The organism is Flavobacterium sp., from assembly GCF_025352015.1.
Lineage (GTDB): Bacteria > Bacteroidota > Bacteroidia > Flavobacteriales > Flavobacteriaceae > Flavobacterium.
This window is the reverse complement of record NZ_JANXUG010000088.1, coordinates 1-21,117: the sequence shown is the minus strand read 5'-3', so window position 1 is coordinate 21,117 and position 21,117 is coordinate 1. Positions and strand designations below refer to the sequence as shown.

Here is a 21,117-nt window from a genome sequence, read left to right as displayed (position 1 = left end):
GTTAACAAGAAGGTTGTAAAATTCGTTTTGCAACCTTTTTTAATAAAAAAATTATGAAAAAAAGTATAGTACTATTTAGCTTAACCATCTCATTTTTTTGTTTTTCACAACAAGTCCAATATGCTTCAAAAGTCATAAAATTTTCTTCAGATTTAGGAGGAAAACAAAACGGAATCAAAAGAATTTTGGGCAAGCCCGATGCTTTTCCGCAAGGAGGAGCGTCCGCCAACGCATGGACACCAAAAAAAGCGTTGGATGGAAGACAGCTCGTTGAAGTAGGATTTGAAAAGCCGCAAACGGTGAAGCAAGTCGCCATTTTTGAAAACCTTAATGCGGGTTGTGTTACCAGAATATGGATCGATACGGGTTCAGGAAAATATGAATTGGTTTGGTCACGAAAAATAAATTATAAAACACCCTATTACAAAACTACTTTAAGCACTGATAGAAGTTATTATTTTAAAAGAAAACGTCGAAAAGTGCAAGATGCACCAGATGTTTATAATCCTGGAATCGAAAATGCAATTTTAGAAAATGCCGTTTCTAGTGTAGTTGCGGTAAAAGTAGAGTTTAGTTTTGCATTACTGCCGGGAGAAAAGCAAATTGACGCCATCGGGATATCTGATTCCGAAACGCCTTTAATTGCAATAATTAATACTACGCCAAAACTAGAAAATTTGCCCAATTCACAAGAAATTGAAACGGGTAATTTGCAACCTCAAAACCCTGTTTTAACCCAAGATAAATCCAAATTATTATTTACAACAAAGGTCAATGAGGTGGAGAAAATTTATTCTATGACAAAAAAAGCTTCGGGTTATTGGTCAAATCCTCAAGAGGAAGATGCAGCTTTAAACGCAAATGCAAACTACAATTATATTGAAGCTTTTACTAATAATTTTATTTTAAAAGGAGGTGTAGAACACGCTATTGGAACTGGAGAAAGTGGATATGAATTTCTTAAATATAACAATGGAAAATACGAATCATTGGGAAAATTAATCATAACTGCTTATTCTAATTATGATGATACTTCTGATGCAACAATAACTTCCGACAGGAAAACTATACTTATGGGAATAGAGTCAGACATGACACAAGGCGGAACCGATATTTATTTTACCAATAAAAAAGAGGATGGGAGTTATAGTTTTTTGACCAATGCTGGCAAAACAATAAATTCTGCTGCCGATGAAGGAATGCCTTTTTTATTGTCTGACACCAAAACCTTGCTTTTTTGTAGCAACGGATTTAGCAGTTTTGGAAATTATGATATTTACTGTACCCAACGACTTGATGATACTTGGAAAAAATGGAGTGAACCGTTAAATCTTGGCAGTAAAATAAATTCAGCAGAATTTGATGGCGCACCTTTTTATGATGAAACTTCGGAAATGTTGTATTATACAACTTTTATAGGAGAAAAATCAGTTTTAAAATATATTAAAATCCCTAAAAATTATTTTGAGATAAAACAATAATTACGTCATTTAACGTATTGTTACTTTTTAAGAATAGCTGGTAATTTGTATCATTAATAATCTAAAAAAAATTACAATGAAAACAATTAAACATTTCAGTTTTGCTATCGTATTAGCATTAACAACAATTTTATCTTCGTGTAGTAAAAGTGATAGCGGCAGTGGTGCACCAGCTACGGGTTCTTACATACTTGCAAAGGTAGATGGCGCAAATTTCACAACCGTTTATGCAGGTCAAAACACCGCTGTTGCAAGCAAATCTGGGACAGGAGCTCAAACACTCGTGCAAATAGTAGGAACAAGTGTTTCTAATGTTTCGGCATCAGGGGCAGATTCTTCAAATATTGCTATTAATTTATACGGAATTACTGCTCCAGGAACGTATCCAGTTTCACCGACTACTGATGGAAATGTATTAGCCTATACTTTTTCGCCTTCGGGTTCTACAACAGGAATGGGCACTGTTTATAGTACAGGAGATTGTGCAGGTAGTTCAGGAACAATTACTATATCAAGTTTTACAGCTACACAAATAGAAGGAACTTTCTCATTTACTGCAAAGAAATCTACAACTTGTGATGTTACCAAAACAATTACAAATGGTAGTTTTAGAGGAATTTTTACAAATTAATATTATATTATTTTAAGAAAAATTTTAAAATAATTATAAATTTTAAATAAAACCGTCAGAATTCATTTGACGGTTTTTTTAAGTGTTTAAGTAGTATTTAATTATAAATACAACAATTGTCAACGCATTTACGTGAAGTATTATATTCATAATGAAATCAAAAATAAATTGTTTTAACTTCTGAAAAATGATAACTATTCTAACGCTAATCAACATTCTGTTTTCAGTAATAATCATCTATTTGATTACTAAAATCATACAGGAAAGACAAAAATTTAAATCTAAAATAGCTGATTTAGAGAAATTTAATATTCAAATAAGTCAGCATCAAAAGGTTCAAAATAATCAATTGCAGTTGTCAGAAGAACTCCAAGAGAAATTATTTCAAATTAATGCAACGCTTTCCAAAGATATTTATGAAGTGAATTTTAAACTAGTCGAAGAATTATATCCAATAAAATGATACATTTAAACAGTATATTTATCTGAATACTAATTTTTAAATCACACCAAACTAAAGCATGAAAAAAGCTGTAAGTGTACTATTTTTTTATTTGATTAGTTTTAATTTTTGTAATGCCCAAAATGCTCAAGAATTAATAAATAATTTAAAATTAGAATTAAAAAACCATCCTAATTCCAAAAGAACGGCGACAATTTATTCTGATTTAACTTGGAATTATGCTAATATTTCTACAGATTCTGCGCTCTTATACGGAAAAAAAGCTATTGTAGAATCAGATAAACTTCAAGATTCGGTGTTAATCGCTCAAGTAAATAGTGATTTGGGAGCAGTATATTTTAGAAAGAGCGACTTTGAAAATTCAAAAAAGCATTATTTAACAGCGCTAAAAATTAGAACTATTAGGAAGGATGCTTTAGGTGTGGCAAAAATAAATTTGAATTTAGCTAATATTTTTAATAAAGAAAACCATAAAGCACAAGCACTCAAATATTACCTTAACGGAATAGAGTATTTCGAAAAGGTTAATAATATGGATATAGTTGCAGCTACCAAAGCAAATGTCGCCATACTTTTTATAGGTTTAAAAAATTATGTAAAAGCAAAAAAATACCTTCAAGAAGCTATAACACACCAAGAAATAAACAAACAAAATAGTGGATTGTGTACATCGTATTTATCTATGGGGAATGTTTTTTTGAAAATGAAAGACACATTAAATGCCTTAAAATTTTATCAAAAAAGCATAGCATCTTCGAAAGAAGCCGGCAATAACATTTCCTTGTCAAGTGCATTAAACAACATAGGAAGTATAAAATCGCAACAGCAAAAATCTTCTGAAGCAATTGCATTATTTAATAAATCAAAAACGCTTCGAGATTCATTAAATCTTAAAAAAGATGAATCTAGTTTATCCCTAAGCCTTGTGAAAGAACATATTATGTATCATCGATTTAGTGAAGCAAACAAAGTTTTATATGAACTAAAAAAGCAGTATCAAAACGATCTAAACTATCAAGATAATCTTTTACAAACCTATCAATATTTTATCCATACGTATGGTTATTTAAAAGAATCAGATAGTGTAAATTACTACAATAATTTGGCTTCAAAAATTCAAAGCACAATTATTGAAACGGCGGTCGCTAGACAAACCAACGAATTGGAAGAAAAATATCAAAACGAAAAAAAAGAAATACAGCTACTTCAAAAATCAAAGGAAATAAAAAATAGTAGAAATGTTTCACTTTTAATTTCTGCAATAGCACTTTTTGTGGGTTTGATTGGATTTTTGGTAAACCGTCAGCAGAAGTTAAGAAACAAACAACAGGAGCAGGAATTCCAACTCAAATCGGCTATTGCTAAAATTGAAACCCAAAACAAATTACAGGAACAACGATTACAAATTTCTAGAGATTTACATGATAATATAGGTTCGCAACTCACTTTTATCATCTCATCTGTTGATAATATTAAATATGCTTTTGAACTTCAAAATTCGAAGCTCGACAACAAACTTTCCAGCATCAGCAATTTTGCTAAATCAACCATAATAGAACTTCGTGACACTATTTGGGCTATGAATAATAGCGAAATCACCTTTGAAGATTTGCAAAGCAGGATCCATAATTTTGTTGAAAAAGCTAAAGAAGCAAAGCAAGACATTGACTTTAATTTCACAATCGAAAACAGTTTGAAAGATTCAAAATTCACCTCTATTGAAGGAATGAATATTTATAGAACCATACAAGAGGCTGTAAATAATAGCATTAAGTATGCCGATGCTAAAAACATTAAAATAGACATTACACATCAAGAAAATAATATTGTAATCAGCATTTGCGATGACGGAAAAGGATTTGACAACGATATGATTGAACTAGGCAACGGAATTCAAATTATGAAAAAAAGAATTGCCGATATAAATGGCGAAATCAAAATAAACTCAAGTCCAAATAACGGAACAGATATACTTATTAAATTTCAAAAAAAGTAACACCTTCTTTTCAATTAAATTTTAAAAATAATACGGCAACTGCCGTATTATTTTGCTAAATAGAATAGCGCAACTTTGTAAAAAAAACTAAAATCTCACTTCAATGAAAACAAAACTACCTCTTTTACTCTTGCTTTTTTTTGGAATAACAAGTAATGCACAAGTTGTTATTGAAAATTATCCAGGATCTTCGGCTTCAATATTTCAAGCCACCAATTTTATTAATATGAATGGCAAAATGTACTATTTTGCTAGAACTTCTGGTTATCAATGGTCGTTATACGCCACAGATGGCAGTGCATCTGGAAATCAAGTAGTAAAAAATCTTGGAGTGCAAGTTGCTAATATAATGCCACAAACCGACTTTGATTATGCGTTTAATGATTTCAAAGCAGTTTATAATGGCAAATTATACTTTGTAGCAAGTGGTCAACTTTGGCAGTCCGATGGAACCATAGCTGGAACTATCAGTTTATCATCAAATTTAGATCCAAAATTTTTTAAATTTTTTAACAACAAACTTTATTTTACGGCCTATTCGGCAGCTGCCAATCGTGAATTGTGGTCAACTGATGGCACACTTGCAGGAACAACCTTGGTAAAAGATATTTATGTTGGAGCAACCTATCCATCATTTGACTCAAGTAGAAATCCGCATTTTACGGTTTTTAATAACAAATTATGGTTTGTTGCTAATGATGGCATAAATGGCTACGAACTTTGGTCGTCTGACGGAACAACATGAGGTACAAACATGTTTACCAATTTAAGAGTTACCGAAAGCGAAAGTAATGTTTACAATCAAGGTGCATTTACAGTAACATCTACCTATAGTACACAACCTTTTCTAGTATGTAATAACAAAATGTATTTTAATGCCAATAGTGATTTTACCAATCAATATGGATTTAATTTTAGATTATTTCAAACGGATGGTACGGTTGCAGGTACTTCTCATGTCGCGCCAACACCTCCAACTGGCACTACGATACCTACTAATTTTATTACTTCAGTTAATAGTTTGACAGCAATTAATAATAATCTATTTGCCTCTGGCAATATTATAGTAGGTTCAGGTGGTGGTGGGACATCTAGTTTAGCTGGAATTTTTAAGGTAGATGCTTCAAATACAGTAACACAAATTGCTGGTGCTACATTGTTTGCTGGAGATTCTGGAAAAAGTGCTGATGCTGAACAAGGTGCAATGCGATTGTTTAATGGAGAATATTATTTTATAGGAAATGTACCTAATACAACTACTGACATCGAACTAATGAAATTTAATCCAACAACCGAATTTTTTACCAAAGTTAGTGCGCCAGCTGCATTAGGTTATATCTTATTTAACACTAACAATGGCTATTCTAGGTATTTGGTAGCTCAAGAGTGGAACAGTAAATTATATTTTGTAAAAGCAGACGGATCAAATGGTGCAATGTTTGCCACAGATGGTACGTTAGCAAGCACAACCCAAGTATCACGTGGTACGATTCAAATGGCTGCTCCAAGTAGTGCGTTGGCTACTTATAGTGGCGCTCCAAATGAGTTAAATGTTCTTGGCTCTGGTTTGTATTATGCCGCAAAAAATAATGGTAGTGCTGCGATATCATTATATAGGTTTTTTGATTCAAGTTTAAGTACAAATGTTTTTGAAAAAACAAGTTTCTCAATATATCCGAATCCTGCATCAACAAACGTTCAAATTTCGAGTGCAGATAAAATCAATTCAATAACAATTTATGATGTTGTAGGAAAACAAATATTCGAGAAAAACACAAACGATTTTCAAGATACTATTGATATTTCAAATTTTACTAGGGGTATTTATTTTGCCAAAATTCAGTCTGAAAATAGCAACTATAGCACCAAAAAATTTATTAAAAACTAATGTGATTTTTGTAAAAAAAACTTATAAAAATACGGTATTTGCCGTATTTTTTTGCTTTTACAAATAGCTGTACTTTGTAAATAAAAACTATGAAAAAATCACTACTATTATCAGTATTATTATTGACTTCAGTTTTTGTCAATGCGCAAGCGGTCTCCGTTTGGAGCCAAAAAATTTATGGCAATGGTGCTCAAATATATGGGCCAAAAGCACTAAATAATGTAATTGCAAATGATGCTTCTGGCAATATCTATGCAATTGGTGTGTTACCTCTGAGTGGGTCAGCTTTGATTGATTTAGACCCATCATCGGGTGTATTCAATTTAGATTATAATTTAGGAAACATTTTTATTTCAAAAACCGACGAAGCAGGAAATTTTATTTGGGCAAAACAAATTGGTGGAGCTGGACCTGCATTTTCAAGTTCGATTACTCTAGATGCATCGGGAAACATTTATATTGCAGGTAAAGTAGGCTTTGGTTTTTGGGATTTTGATCCAAGTCCAACCGTTAATACCAATACTTACATTTCAGGCGGACAAGCCAATTTTATCGAAAAATTAAATCCTGACGGTAGTCTCAATTGGGTAAAATTTATAAATAATATTTATGATGAGAGTTACGATCAGATAAATGATTTAAATGTAGATGCCGCTGGTAATGTTTATGCTACTGGGTCTTATAGACTAAATGCCGATTTTGATCCAGGTGCAGGTGTTGTCAATCTTTCTCCAGTAACCGATGCTTATATTCAAAATTTTGTTTTAAAACTAGACGCATCGGGCAACTATGTTTGGGCAAAAGCATTCAAACAAACATCGGGTGCAAGTAACGTTGAGGTAGGTGGGCATACTATCAAAAGCGATTCGTCTGGCAACGTATATATTTGCGGTTATTTTGGTAAAGGAGTAATGGATTTTGATCCCGGGGTTGGCGTAGTCAATAAAACATCTATTAATGATGTTAGTTTGTTTATTACAAAACTAAATGCAATGGGCGAACTAGTTTGGGTAAACACCTATGAGAAAATTACGTATTCGCAATTTGGCTTCGAAAGTAAATTAGTGTTAGATGCCACAAATAACCCTATTGTTTCCGATTCTATGTTTTCTGATAATTTATATAAAAATACTCTTTTCAAAGTAGATAGTGCCACAGGAGCTGATATTTGGACAAAGTCTATTACAGGTGTTTACGTTGTTATTAATCCAAACTATACTAGTTCTGGATTTTGCGAGTCAAACGGAATGACGTCAGATAGTGCTGGAAATATTTATGTAACTGGCCATTTTAGTAATACAGTAGATTTTGACCCTGGAGCGGGAGTTTTTAGCATGACAACTTATAATAACGTATCTGGAGGTACTGGCAGAGACGGTTATTTCGCCAAATTTGATAGTAACGGTAATTTTATCTGGGCTAATCAAATTGGGGGTACAGGTGATGACTATGTTTCTAATATTCTTGTTAATCCATCAGGAAAAGTTATCATAAAAGGCTTCGCGGGTACGGGCGGTTTCAACAAAATTGCAACAACTGCTGCGGGTCCATTTCTTGCATCATACACCCAACCTGCACTTGCAACCTCGCAATTTGAGTTAGACAAAAACATTGCGGTTTATCCAAATCCTTCATCAGGCGATTTTAACATTACAATAAACGAAAATTTGATGGGTGCTACAGCAACTATTTATAACATTTTGGGTCAAAAAGTAAATCAATTTATGCTAGATGCATTAACTACCAATCAAAACCTCGACAAAGGAATGTATTTGATAGAAATAGAAAAAGACAATAACAAAACCACAAAAAAACTAATAGTTAATTAAGTTAATGGTACTAAAATTTAAATAAATTATTCTTATGAAAAAAACTATATTATTATTCGCTTTTTTGCTTGTATTTTCTTTTGCACATTCGCAGGCTATTCAAAACTGGACAGGTGGTTTGCCATCAATTGCAAGTTACAATCACACAATAGCATCAGACTCGCAAGGAAACATTTATAGTATCGGACTACATAATAGCAATTATGATTTTGATCCAGGTCCAGCAGTTTTTAATCTCGATTGTTATACAAATCAATTTAGTGCTGCTTTAACTAGCATGTATGTTCTAAAAGTAGATGCTTTAGGCAACTTTGTGTGGGCAAAACAAATAGGTGGCGGTAGCACCACAAACTACGAAATAAGTAGCGCAACAGCTATTACTATCGATAGTAATGATAATATATATATTGCAGGATCGTCAGAAAAATTAAATGCGGCAGCCATTTTAGATTTCAATCCAGGAGTGGGAGTTGTAGATGTGCCTAATCCTGCTGGAACAAATTTTATGTATATTTTAAAATTAAATTCAAACGGCGACTATGTTTGGAATGCACAATTTAACAACACTTTGACAAATGCTGCGGCAGATCAAAACAGCGTTCAGGCTATGAAAGTAGATAGTGCAGGAAACTTGTTTGTAACGGGTGGCTTTTATGGCACAATAGATTTTGACCCAAGAGCAGGAACTACAAATATTACCTCTACAGTTCCTGCCAGCAGTTTAAATTCTGATATATTTGTTATGAAATTAGATGGTGCAGGCAATTTAGGTTGGGCAAAAGCACTATTGCACAACGGGATTTATAACGGATATTGCACCAACAAAGGGACGGCAATAGATTTAGACAGCACGGGCAATGTATATATAACTGGTGTTTTTACGGTAAGTATTGATGCTGACCCTAGTGCTACAGTAAATAATTTGGTAGCCTACACCAGTACCGTAATACCGCTTATGTCAGGTTATAACGAGCAATTTGTAGCCAAGTTGGATGTAAATGGAAACTATGTTTGGGCATACCCAATTGCAGGAGATCATTTGCCAGGCTCAACTTGCTCGTTGGTTGTAGACAATGCCAATAACATAATTATATCTGGCAATTCATACAAATCAATTTCGGGTGGAACCACAACAATCGCTAGTGTTAGAGATTTAGATTTTGGTTCTGGCACCTTCTTTTTGCCAAACGACACCGATTGCTATTTATTTAAAATAAACTCGAATGCCGGTTTTATTTGGGCAAAAAGTACAGCTCAATCTGTAGTATCAATTTTGTCGTCAGACAATAGTGCCTTAGGGTTGGCCAGCGATTCGTCTGGAAATATTTATACAACGGGTAGTTTTGGAACATCTGGTATAACAGATTTTGACCCAAGCACAGCAAATTATAATTTAACTGCTGCTGGCGGAATCGATGGCTATTTATCTAAATTAAACTCGAATGGTGATTTTGTTTTTGCCAATAAATTTGGCGGTACAGGTGGCGAAAAAGGAACTTCGATAATTGTAACACCTCAAGGTAAAGTAGTTGTTGCAGGCTCCACTGACACTGGATTTAACAAATCGGTTACAGCTGTATCTGCTGGAGGTTTTCTTGCATCATACACCCAACCTGCACTTGCAACCTCGCAATTTGATTTAGACACAAACATTTCGGTTTATCCAAATCCTTCATCAGGCGATTTTAACATTACAATAAACGAAAATTTGATGGGTGCTACAGCAACTATTTATAACATTTTGGGTCAAAAAGTAAATCAGTTTACGCTAGATGCATTAACAACCAATAAAAACCTTGACAAAGGAATGTATTTGATCGCAATTCAGAAAGACGCCAATAATATTACCAAAAAATTACTTGTAAATTAATCATAAATCGAGAATATCTTTATCAAAATACGGCATTTGCCGTATTTTTTTGTGTTAATAAATACATGTAATTTGTTTTATAACGCTAAAAATTTATAACAATGAAAGCAAAAAAATTATTTTCGAAAATTGCACTTGCAATTACATTTTTATTGGCATTAAATACTAATGCAAATAATGTTACAATTACAGGAACTACAGTTTCTGGTTCCAACATTACATTTGATATTTCTTGGGAAAACAGTTGGAATGCCAATGTGGCTCCAGCCAATTGGGATGCTGTTTGGGTGTTTATTAAGTATCAAGATTGTAACACCAGACTTTGGGCACATGCAGGATTAAGTGCTATTGCCGGCGATCACACAGCAGCTTCGCCATTACAAGTAGATACTGTGACAGATGGTCGCGGCGTTTTTATTAGAAGAAGTGCTTTAGGTGGTGGAAACATTGGAGCTACGTCAATTACATTAAAAATGACAATCCCAGCAGGAACTTACAATTACAAAGTTTTTGGAATAGAAATGGTAAATGTGCCTCAAGCGTCTTTTGATCTGGGCGATGGCACTAGCGCATCTACTTTTAATAGTATTACAGTAAACGCAGCTTCACAGTCGGGCGGAATTAGTGCAGCTACAATAGGTGGAGGAGGGCCATCAATTCCTGCAACTTTTCCTGTTGGATATAATTCTTTTTACTGTATGAAATATGAAATTTCTCAATTGCAGTATGTAGAATTCTTAAATTCATTAACATTCTCTCAACAGCAATCAAGAGTTACTTCAGATCCAACGAGCGTTGCAGGAACTTATGTAGTTTATGGTGGTACTTACAGTTACAGAAACGGAATCGTAATTGATACCCCAGGTAATAATGCTGCAATTCCAGCCGTTTTTGGTTGTGATGCTACCAATGGAGTTATCAATAATATAAACGATGGTCAAAGTGTAGCCATGGCAAATTTAAGCTGGGCTGATTTAGCTGCCTATTTAGACTGGGCAGCCTTACGACCAATGACCGAACTAGAATTTGAAAAAGTCTGTCGTGGCACAATGCCAAGAGTTGCAGGTGAATATACTTGGGGAGATACGATTATTAATCCATTTTATAGCTCAACAGTTACAAATCCGTTGCAACCTTCAGAAATTGCCAATGCAGTTGTAAACGGTAGATGCGCTGTAGCATTAGGTTCAGGAAGTACAGCCTTTGGGCCATTAAAAGTTGGTGTTTTTGCCACAGCTACTTCAGGAAGATCTTCCGCAGGTGCTGCTTATTATGGTGCTATGGAAATGGGTGGAAATCTTGTTGAGAGAACTGTTTGCGTTGCTACTGCCTCTGGAGTAGTCTTTAACGGAACACTTGGTGATGGAACTTTAACAGCTACAGGCGATTGTAATCAGGCGACTTGGCCTTCTATAACTACTGCAGTGGGTATTGGTCAACGAGGAGGAGAATATGTGAGCCCTGTAAGTTATGTTAGAACTTCTGATAGAACTTTTGCTGGAACAGCAGCAGCTGGAAGAAATTATACTTATGGCGGACGTGGCGTAAGATAGTAATCCAATTTGATTTGCAAGTAAATGTACTTGTGATACAATGAATTAAAATAATTTAAAAATCAAATTAGATGAAAACAACAAAAATATATTTAGTTGTTTGCTTAACATTTCTTTTGACACAATTTAACGCATTTGCTCAATACAATGGAGGCAACTCCAACGGAACCACAGTAAATCAGTTAAGTGTAACCAGTTGTTCATTTCCTTCGCATTTTTATGCCTATTTGGGAGGAATTAATGACGGTTCTAGTGTTGATGAGTTAAGTATAACAGCCTGTGGAATAGCACCTTTTCAGTTTGCCTATTTAGGTGGAAATGCAGATGGCGCTGCAACAGAACAAGCCAGTATTACTGCATGTGGAATACCACCTTCATTTTTTGCCTACTTTGGCGGGAATAATGATGGAACTACAGTAGCTACATTGGAAGCAACTGTTTGCCCTTTTCCACCTTCTTTCTATGCTTATTTTGGTGGTGATGGTGATGGTTTTACAGTAGATAAAACCGCTCCAATTTGCCCGACCCAACCGCCAGTGGCAAGTTTTACTGCAAGTGCAACGAGTATTTGCGTAGGTCAATCGGTAACATTTACGGATACATCTACTAATATTCCTTCGGCTTGGACTTGGACATTTACAGGAGGAACGCCAAACAGTTCAACAGTTCAAAACCCTGTAATCACTTATAATACCGCAGGAAGTTATGCAGTAACTTTGGTCGCTGCTAATTTTAACGGTACAGATACTAAAACCATAACAGGTTATATAACGATAACGGCTTATCCAACAGTGCAAACAACAACTCCAGCGAGTCGTTGCGACACAGGAACAGTAACATTGGGCGCAACAGCATCGGCAGGAACCTTAAGTTGGTATGCAAACGTATCGGGCGGAACAGCTCTAGGAACGGGAACTAGTTTTACTACGCCTAGTATTACTACAACAACTACCTATTATGTTGAAACTGCTAGTGCAAGTTGTGTTTCAGCAAGAACTGCTGTTATTGCAACCGTCAATACGACTCCATCTATAACAGCAATAACTCCAGCGAGTCGTTGTGATGCAGGTTCAGTTTTATTGAACGCTACCTCAACTGCAGGAAATACTCTTTGGTACGTAAATGCAACAGGTGGAACAGCTTTGGCAACTACAAACAATTTTACAACTCCTTCTATAAGTGTTACTACAAATTATTATGTAGAAGCTACCACAGGAAATTGCACCTCGCCACGAACATTAGTCATTGCAACCGTGAATACCACTCCAGTAATTACTTCAACTACTCCAGCAACCCGTTGCGATAGCGGAACGGTAACATTAACAGCGGTAGCCAATTCTGGTACTTTAAATTGGTACAATGTGCCATCAGGAGGTTCAAGTTTAGCAACAGGGACAAGTTTCTTAACACCAAGTTTAAGTACAACAACAACGTATTATGTTGATGCTTCCAATGCAAGTTGTACTTCTGTAAGAATTGCTGTTATAGCAACCGTAAATACGACGCCAACGGTTACAGGTACTGCCAACAGTCGATGCGATACAGGAACAGTAACCTTATCAGCTGCGGCTACTGCTGGAACTTTAAGTTGGTTTGCAAATGCTGCCGGTAGTTCTGCCATTGGAACAGGAACTAGTTTTACTACGCCAAGTATTTCAAGTACTACAACTTATTATGTTGAAGCTTTAAATGGTACGTGTACTTCTTCTAGAATTGCTGTCATTGCAACGGTAAATATATCGCCCACAATTACTTCAACTACCCCCGCAACTATTTGTAGTGGAGACACATTTATTATTTCTGCGGTAGGAAGTGTAGGAACGTTATCATGGTACAATGTGGCAACTGGCGGATCTGTTCAAGGAACAGGAAGTACTTTTTCTTTGACAAATTTGACAACAACGGCTGCTTTTTATGTTCAAGCTACCAACGGAAGTTGTCAATCTGCAAGAACACCAGTAATTGTAACTGTAAATCAAAGACCATTCAATACATTAGCAACAGGTGCCTCAAAATGCGGAACAGGAACGCTGACTTTATCGGCAAGTTATACTAACGGAACTATCAATTGGTATGATGCAGCAAGCGGAGGAACTTTAGTTTTTACAGGAAGTAATTTTGTAACGCCAAGTTTAACTACAACTACAACGTATTATGTAGAAGCTGTAAACGGAACCTGTATTTCATCTGTTAGAACGGCAATTACAGCAACTGTAAATGCAATTCCTGCGGTAACTTCAACAACTCCAGCGAGTCGTTGTGGCACTGGTTCATTAGCATTAAATGCGGCTTCCAGTGTAGGAACTTTAATTTGGTATAATGTTGCAGCAGGCGGAGCTGCTCTGGCTACTGGAACAACATTTAACACGCCAAGTATTGCCAATACTACCACATATTATGTTGAAGCAAGTAACGGAACGTGCACATCAACACGAAATGCAGTTATTGCAACCATTGATGTGGCACAAACAATTACGTCAACAACTCCAAATAGTCGTTGTAATGCTGGAACTTTAATTTTGAGTGCAGTAGCTACAGGCGGAATTTTAAACTGGTATTCGAGTTCCAGCGGAGGATCACTATTGGCAACCGGTTCTAATTTTACAACACCATCAATTAATAGTACTACAAATTATTATGTTGAGGTTACCAACGAAACTTGTACTTCGTCAAGAACAACGGTTACAGCATCAATTGTTCCAATAAATGCTCCAACAGGAAATGCAAATCAAACCTTTTGTAGCGGCGAAACCGTTGGTTTGATAGTTACTACAAGCGGAACAAACCTTGTTTGGTACAATGCTGCTTCTGGTGGTGCAGTAGTTCCCAATGGTACAGCTTTAGTCTCTGGCACTACATATTTTGCTAGTCAAAATAACGGAACATGCGAAAGCGCAACGAGACTTGCAGTTACGGTAACCTCTGGTGCTTGCTTGGGTAATGATACATTTGAGATGAAAGCATTAAAAGTTTATCCAAATCCAACGGTTGATCTGCTGAATGTTTCTTATAGTGAAACTATTTCTAGAATTGAAGTTTTCAATATAATTGGACAAAAAGTATTTTCAGAAGAAAGCAACGCTTCCGATCTACAAATAGATATGGCTCGTTATGCTAGTGGAACCTATTTGATAAAGGTTTATGCTGCTGATATGTTCAAAACGGTCAAAATAATCAAAAAGTAATTAGCAGTTTTTTATTTTTTTTTAAACCATCTCGATTTAATTGAGATGGTTTTTTTTTACCACGAAAATGAAAAAAAAATACTGCATTTGTCGTATTTTTTTTTGATTTAAATCCATCATATTTGTAATATCAAGTGGTATTGATTTTTGTTACAATCCTTTTCAAGTAATTATTTAGTGAAACGAATCAATTGGCTTGTAATGGATTTTTTTAAGAAAAAATCACCAAATTTGTTACACTTAACAAACCAAACGGATTAAAATTCAAAAATATGTCAGTACGAATAGTAATTGTTGACGACAATGTTTTTTTGCAAAAAGCCATTGCAGAAAAGCTGTCTTTTTTTGATGATTTAGTATTAAAATTTACGGCAAATAATGGTAATGACTTGCTTTCAAAACTCGAAAAAAACAAAAATATTGATTTAATATTAATGGACATCGAAATGCCCGAATGCAACGGAATTGAAGCTACCAAATTGATCAAATCCAGATATCCACAATTTAAAATTATTATGCTAACTGTTTTTGATAATGATGAGAATATTTTTAATGCCATAAAAGCCGGAGCTGATGGCTATTTGCTAAAAGAAGTTAACCCAAAAGAACTGCATCAAGGCATTATCGAAACCTTGAATGGTGGCGCAGCAATGAATCCCTCTATAGCGTTGAAAACACTGAAATTATTGAGAAATCCGTATAGTATTGAAAGTTATAATCATGAGGAGATAAAATTAAGTAACAGAGAAGTTGAAGTTTTGGAGCAATTAAGCAAAGGGTTGAATTATAATGTTATTGCTGATAATTTGTTTCTTTCACCAGGAACCGTGCGAAAACACATCGAAAATATTTACACGAAACTTCAGGTACATAATAAATTGGAAGCCATTCAAAAGGCGAAAAATAACAATTTAATTTAAAGCAACTTTCTCTAAAAATAATTCCAATCCACCCGTAATTAAATGCGCAATTTCTGGACGGTTTTGTTTCATTTTTTCGAGATAAATCAACACATTTTGCAATACTAAATGGTTATTGGTTACAGTGCACATTTCAGCTATTTCAAGCGGTAACAACCAATCTTTCGGATGATTTTCTTTAACTAAATCAAAGATTTTTTCGATAGAAAGCGAAGTGTTTTTTTGATTTCTTAAATTTCTAATATTCAAATACAAATTTTCTAATTCTTCGCGTTCAGCCGATTTTATTGCTTTGATTGTATGACTTATTGGAACATGATTTATCATATCAAAACTAGCTACATCAGCGGGTCCGGAGAAAGCAGAAGTCACTTTTTTGCCAACAGCCATATCATAAACTCCCCACTCTGGTTGGAATAAAATGGTATCATTATGTTTAACAGTGCAGTTTTTAAAACTAATGATGATAATTTCTCCTTGCAGATTTCTAGAACCGGTAATAATTTCTCCAGTAACAATAATGTTTCCCTCAAATTCAAGCGTTACTTTTTCGGCTTCATAAATATCATAAGCACGCAAATCTCTGGGGCTCATGTCTTCAATCGCTAGGTTAATCCCTTTTAGTTTTCCAACTGGTGAACCAAAACCTTCCGCATGATATTGCGATCCGTGTCCCACTAATTCCTTTTCACGATACGACAAAGCTGTTTTTCCCGTCGTTTGAAAATAAACTGGTTTTCCATCTTCTTCAATTACATTGGTGAAAACGCCAGAAATTTGAATGCCTGTACTCAATTCAATTGTTCCTAAAGCGTTGGATTGAATTAACTTTTTCAAACTAGATAAACCGCCAGTTCTAAGTGCCATCGAATTGGCAAATTCTTCCAAAACCAAACTTAAATATGCAAAATCTGGAGTCACAAAAAGTTGAGGTTGTGGTTTTGTAATATCAAAACTTTGATCGGCAGCCGTAATATCATAAGTGATTTTCTTCACCTCATCCGTCATGCACCAAGCACTTTCTCCAATCGAGGATAGTAATCCTGCCCCGTATATTTTTGGATTTTCCAAAGTGCCAATCAAGCCATATTCCACGGTCCACCAATGTAAATTTCTAATTCGAGACATTTCCGAAAGTTCGCCCATATTGTTTTGCAAAAAATCAACTTGCGCTGCAGCAGCATCAATTTTTTGTTGTGGTGTCCCTTCGGCTTCTTTAAGAATCGATAGTAATCGCACCGCTTCATACATTTCGTAATCACGATGTGAAGAAATAGCTTTGCAACCAATTTCACCAAAGCGGCGTAAATATTCTGCATATTCTGGATTAGCAATAATGGGAGCATGACCTGCGCCTTCATGAATAATATCAGGTGCTGGCGTATATTCTATATGTTCTAATTGGCGAATATCCGAAGCAATTACTAGTACATTATAGGCCTGAAATTCCATAAAAGCATTTGGCGGAATAAAACCGTCCACGGCAACAGCAGCCCAACCAATTTCTTCCAAAATTCGATTCATGCCATACATATTCGGAATAGAATCTACTTCCAAACCTGTTTTTTCCAAACCATCTAAATAGGAATAGTGGGCAACTTTTGATAAGTAACTTACATTTTTTCGCATCACATAACGCCAAACCGCTTGGTTAATCGGTGTGTAATCAGCATAATGCTGTGGCTTAATGAATTGTTTCAAATGTTTTGGCAATCGGTCAATCAAAGGGTTGCTTTCAAATGCTTTTTCCATAATAAATAACTTTGTATTTGAAGTAAAGGTATCAATTTTTTTTGTAGCTATTTCCAGCTTTCCATTGCAATCTTTTTAGAGTTGTTCGGTTTTGAAAAACCTTACAGCTGTAAAAAGGATTTCCATTGCAATCTGGGCTAAAAAAACCGCAACATTGCTGCTACGGTTTCTATGCTATTTTATAAATCGGTCAACTGCCACTCAAGACGGCTTACTTCTTTTGAGGCGGATACTGCTCCAAAATTTTGCTCACAAATTCTTTAATTTTCTCATCTTTTTTGTTAGTGTCTTTGGTCAAAACACCTTCGCCTTCACCTTGCCAAATTAATTCTTTTTTCTTGGCATCAATCAAATCAATGTACAAAGTTCCTTCCGTATAACGGGAAATAGAAGTATTATTGCCGCCCCACATATATGGATTCCATCCATAGCCCCAGCCATAACCCCATCCGGAGTTAAACCGACTAACATCAACCTGTTCTCGTTCTTTAGTAAAAATATTGACCAACAAATCTGGTGTTTCATTTTTAGTAAATCCTTTAGCGGTCATGACCTCATCAATAGAACGAAGAATCCGCTTCTTATCTAAATCGGATATTTCGACTTTATCAATGCCATTTTTGTAAAAGGCAAAGGTTTTGTATTGCGCAAAATCTATTTTCTTGTCATAATCAGAGTTCACTTTGATAGAACTACAAGAAGAAAGAACAACGAGTAGGAGTAACGGTAAAATTTTTAATGTTTTCATATCTTTATAAATGTTTAATTTGTTTAAAAATTTCGCAACTGTTTAAAACTAATTTTAAAGTAAAAGCAAGTAGATATTTCACCCAGCTTTCAACTTTTATACCTCGTTAAACAATTTTGAAAAGTTCTTCATCAACTATAGTAGGGATGGTTACTTTTAATAAAGGTTGCGTTTGCATCGCTCTTTTTATGGCAAAAATAGCTCCTTCATTTCTTGCCCAATTTCTTCTCGAAATTCCGTTATTCACATCCCAGAAAAGCATTGATTCTAAACGCCTTGAAGCTTCCTTTGAGCCATCAAGAACCATGCCGAACCCGCCATTTATAACCTCTCCCCAACCAACGCCTCCGCCATTGTGAATAGAAACCCAAGTGGCACCCCGAAAACTGTCTCCAATCACATTTTGAATTGCCATATCGGCAGTAAAACGAGAGCCGTCATATATGTTCGAGGTTTCTCTATACGGTGAATCTGTTCCTGAAACATCATGGTGATCGCGGCCTAAAATGATAAAACCAATTTCTTCTTTTGCAATGGCTTGATTGAAAGCTTCCGCAATTTTGATTCTGCCTTCAGCATCTGCATAAAGAATTCGGGCTTGTGAGCCTACAACTAGTTTATTTTCTTGTGCGCCTTTTATCCATTGGATGTTATCGGCCATTTGCTGTTTGATTTCAGGAGGTGAATTTTTCATCATTTCTTCTAAAACAGTACACGCAATTTCATCAGTTTTGGCTAAATCTTCTGGTTTTCCAGAAGCACAAACCCAACGGAATGGACCAAATCCGTAATCAAAACACATAGGTCCCATAATATCTTGAACGTAACTGTTGTATTTAAAATCAATTTTATTAGTATCAAAAACATCGGCTCCAGCGCGAGAAGCCTCGAGTAAAAAGGCATTTCCGTAATCAAAGAAATAAGTTCCTTTTATGGTGTGTTTATTGATTGCTTTTGCATGACGGCGCAAGGTTTTTTGAACTTCTTCTTTAAATTTAGCCGGATTGTTAGCCATCATTTCATTAGCGTCATCAAATGAAATTCCAACGGGATAATAGCCACCAGCCCAAGGATTATGCAGTGAAGTTTGGTCTGAACCTAAATCAATATGTATATTTTCTTGATCAAAACGTTCCCAAACATCAACGATGTTTCCAAGATAGCCGATAGAAACTACTTCTTGATTGTAAAGTGCTTTTTTGACTCTAGGTACTAAATCTTCAATATTTTCTATAACTTCATTAATCCAACCTTGTGAATGGCGAATGTGCGTAATTTTCGGATTCACTTCAGCACAAACGGTAACGCAACCAGCAATAGTCCCTGCTTTTGGTTGCGCGCCAGACATTCCGCCTAAACCCGAGGTGATGAATAAGCCGCCTTTTGGACTTTTTTTTATTTTTCTAAATCCGTTTAAAACAGTTATAGTTGTACCGTGAACAATGCCTTGCGGACCAATGTACATATAACTTCCGGCCGTCATTTGACCGTATTGCGAAACTCCAAGGGCGTTCATTTTTTCCCAATCATCTGGTTTGGAATAGTTTGGAATCACCATTCCGTTGGTCACCACAACTCTTGGTGCTTCTTTATGTGAAGGAAACAATCCCATTGGATGTCCAGAATACATGGTTAATGTTTGTTCTTCTGTCATTTCTGACAAGTACTTCATGGTCAATAAATATTGTGCCCAGTTTTGAAAAACAGCTCCATTACCACCATAAGTTATGAGTTCATGAGGATGTTGTGCAACAGCATAATCAAGATTGTTTTGAATCATCAACATAATAGCTTTTGCTTGTTCACATTTTCCGGGATATTCAGAAATAGGTCGGGCAAATATTTGGTAATCTGGACGGAAACGGTACATATAAATTCGACCGTATTTTTCTAATTCTTTTTTGAATTCAGGAAGTAACTCGGCGTGATGTTTTGGTTCAAAATAGCGTAGCGCATTTTTTAATGCCAATTTTGTTTCATCAGCCGATAGGATTTCCTTTCGTTTTGGGGCGTGGTTTATAGCAACGTCGTATGGTTTTGGGTCAGGAAGTAGTGATGGAATTCCTTGTAAAATTTGTTCTTGAAATGTCATTTTTTATTAATTCGTTGATTTTGTAATTTAGATGTTGTTTTAATTTGCCCAGTTTTTTTATCGAAACCATAAGGACAATGACGACATCCACTTTTGCAACAATAGCCACGTTTTAAATGATAATTGGAGGTGAAACATTTATAACCTTCGGGAGTTAAATAATAATCTTCACCTTCAATTGATTTATTTTCATTATTTTGCTTTTTCATAGCTACAAATTTAAAGTATTCTAATAAATGGTTGTTGTCGTTTCGAAATATTTAATTCCAAAAGGTTTTGACGGGTTGGCTATTTATCCTTTTATATTAGTATCTCAAAATCATTTAAAGCAAAATTTAGTAATTATAAATCACGAAAAAATTCATATTCGGCAACAGTTGGAGTTGTTAATTTTGCTTTTTTTTATTTGGTACAGTTTGGAGTTTTTGTTTCGATGGATTCAATATAAAGATAGAAGAAAAGCTTACTTAAATATTTCTTTTGAACGAGAAGCGTATAAAAATGAAAAAGACCTTAACTATTTAAATCAAAGGTCATTTTGGACTTCGTTAAACTATTTATAATTAATAAAGGCTTTAGTCTAAAGAATATATTTATTATCTTTGTTTTATGAAAGATACCATTTTAGCACAAATATCGGAATTAAATCAAGAAGAGAAATCTCGATTATATAAAATTATAGAAGGCTTTTTGTTTGATAATGAAATAG

The 21,117-nt window shown here is 35.0% G+C and carries 15 protein-coding genes; 11 read left to right on the top strand and 4 right to left on the bottom strand.

Translation table 11 applies throughout. From position 1 onward, the window contains the following. Positions 1-53: 53 nt before the first annotated feature. The 11 genes from Q0Q96_RS08730 (at position 54) to Q0Q96_RS08680 (ending at position 15,816) form a co-directional block, all read left to right on the top strand. On the top strand, positions 54-1,481 hold the full coding sequence (locus Q0Q96_RS08730) for a hypothetical protein (RefSeq protein WP_293873820.1): 1,428 nt from the start codon (positions 54-56) through the stop codon (positions 1,479-1,481). Positions 1,482-1,557: 76 nt separating this feature from the next. Then, the gene (locus Q0Q96_RS08725) at positions 1,558-2,112 is read left to right on the top strand and encodes a DUF6252 family protein (protein ID WP_293873818.1); all 555 of its coding nucleotides are present in this window, start codon (positions 1,558-1,560) and stop codon (positions 2,110-2,112) included. A gap of 187 nt (positions 2,113-2,299) precedes the next feature. Beyond that, positions 2,300-2,575 carry a hypothetical protein gene (locus tag Q0Q96_RS08720; protein WP_293873816.1) on the top strand — a complete coding sequence of 92 codons (276 nt, stop codon included), beginning with the start codon at positions 2,300-2,302 and terminating at the stop codon, positions 2,573-2,575. Between the two features lie 58 nt (positions 2,576-2,633). Further along, positions 2,634-4,571: a tetratricopeptide repeat-containing sensor histidine kinase gene (locus Q0Q96_RS08715; protein ID WP_293873813.1), complete on the top strand. Its 1,938-nt coding sequence runs from the start codon at positions 2,634-2,636 to the stop codon at positions 4,569-4,571. Between the two features lie 103 nt (positions 4,572-4,674). Beyond that, positions 4,675-5,316: a hypothetical protein gene (locus Q0Q96_RS08710; protein ID WP_293873811.1), complete on the top strand. Its 642-nt coding sequence runs from the start codon at positions 4,675-4,677 to the stop codon at positions 5,314-5,316. A gap of 9 nt (positions 5,317-5,325) precedes the next feature. Then, positions 5,326-6,459, top strand: a complete 1,134-nt coding sequence (locus Q0Q96_RS08705; RefSeq protein ID WP_293873808.1) for a T9SS type A sorting domain-containing protein — start codon at positions 5,326-5,328, stop codon at positions 6,457-6,459. Between the two features lie 89 nt (positions 6,460-6,548). Then, positions 6,549-8,288, top strand: coding sequence for a T9SS type A sorting domain-containing protein (locus tag Q0Q96_RS08700; protein WP_293873805.1), 1,740 nt, complete (start codon positions 6,549-6,551; stop codon positions 8,286-8,288). A gap of 34 nt (positions 8,289-8,322) precedes the next feature. Continuing rightward, positions 8,323-10,158 (top strand): SBBP repeat-containing protein, encoded by a 1,836-nt coding sequence (locus Q0Q96_RS08695; RefSeq protein ID WP_293873802.1) that lies wholly within the window; start codon positions 8,323-8,325, stop codon positions 10,156-10,158. A 101-nt stretch (positions 10,159-10,259) separates the two neighbouring features. Further along, positions 10,260-11,711, top strand: coding sequence for an SUMF1/EgtB/PvdO family nonheme iron enzyme (locus Q0Q96_RS08690; protein ID WP_293873799.1), 1,452 nt, complete (start codon positions 10,260-10,262; stop codon positions 11,709-11,711). A gap of 71 nt (positions 11,712-11,782) precedes the next feature. Further along, entirely contained in the window at positions 11,783-14,896 is a 3,114-nt protein-coding gene (locus Q0Q96_RS08685; protein WP_293873798.1) for a T9SS type A sorting domain-containing protein, read from the top strand. A gap of 272 nt (positions 14,897-15,168) precedes the next feature. After that, on the top strand, positions 15,169-15,816 hold the full coding sequence (locus tag Q0Q96_RS08680; RefSeq protein WP_293873796.1) for a response regulator transcription factor: 648 nt from the start codon (positions 15,169-15,171) through the stop codon (positions 15,814-15,816). On the opposite strand, the gene Q0Q96_RS08675 is transcribed toward Q0Q96_RS08680, so the two are convergent. The 4 genes from Q0Q96_RS08675 to Q0Q96_RS08660 form a co-directional block, all read right to left on the bottom strand. After that, positions 15,808-17,568 (bottom strand): aromatic amino acid hydroxylase, encoded by a 1,761-nt coding sequence (locus tag Q0Q96_RS08675; protein WP_293873794.1) that lies wholly within the window; start codon positions 17,566-17,568, stop codon positions 15,808-15,810. The two genes, Q0Q96_RS08680 and Q0Q96_RS08675, sit on opposite strands and share 9 nt — an antisense overlap. A gap of 211 nt (positions 17,569-17,779) precedes the next feature. Continuing rightward, a complete protein-coding gene (locus Q0Q96_RS08670; protein ID WP_293873792.1) occupies positions 17,780-18,316 on the bottom strand; it encodes a DUF4136 domain-containing protein in 537 nt (178 codons plus the stop codon). 106 nt (positions 18,317-18,422) lie between these two features. Continuing rightward, positions 18,423-20,408, bottom strand: coding sequence for a urocanate hydratase (locus tag Q0Q96_RS08665; protein ID WP_293873789.1), 1,986 nt, complete (start codon positions 20,406-20,408; stop codon positions 18,423-18,425). After that, entirely contained in the window at positions 20,405-20,617 is a 213-nt protein-coding gene (locus Q0Q96_RS08660) for a DUF5522 domain-containing protein (RefSeq protein ID WP_293873786.1), read from the bottom strand. Before Q0Q96_RS08660 ends, Q0Q96_RS08665 begins: the two co-directional genes overlap by 4 nt. Positions 20,618-21,117 lie beyond the last annotated feature (500 nt).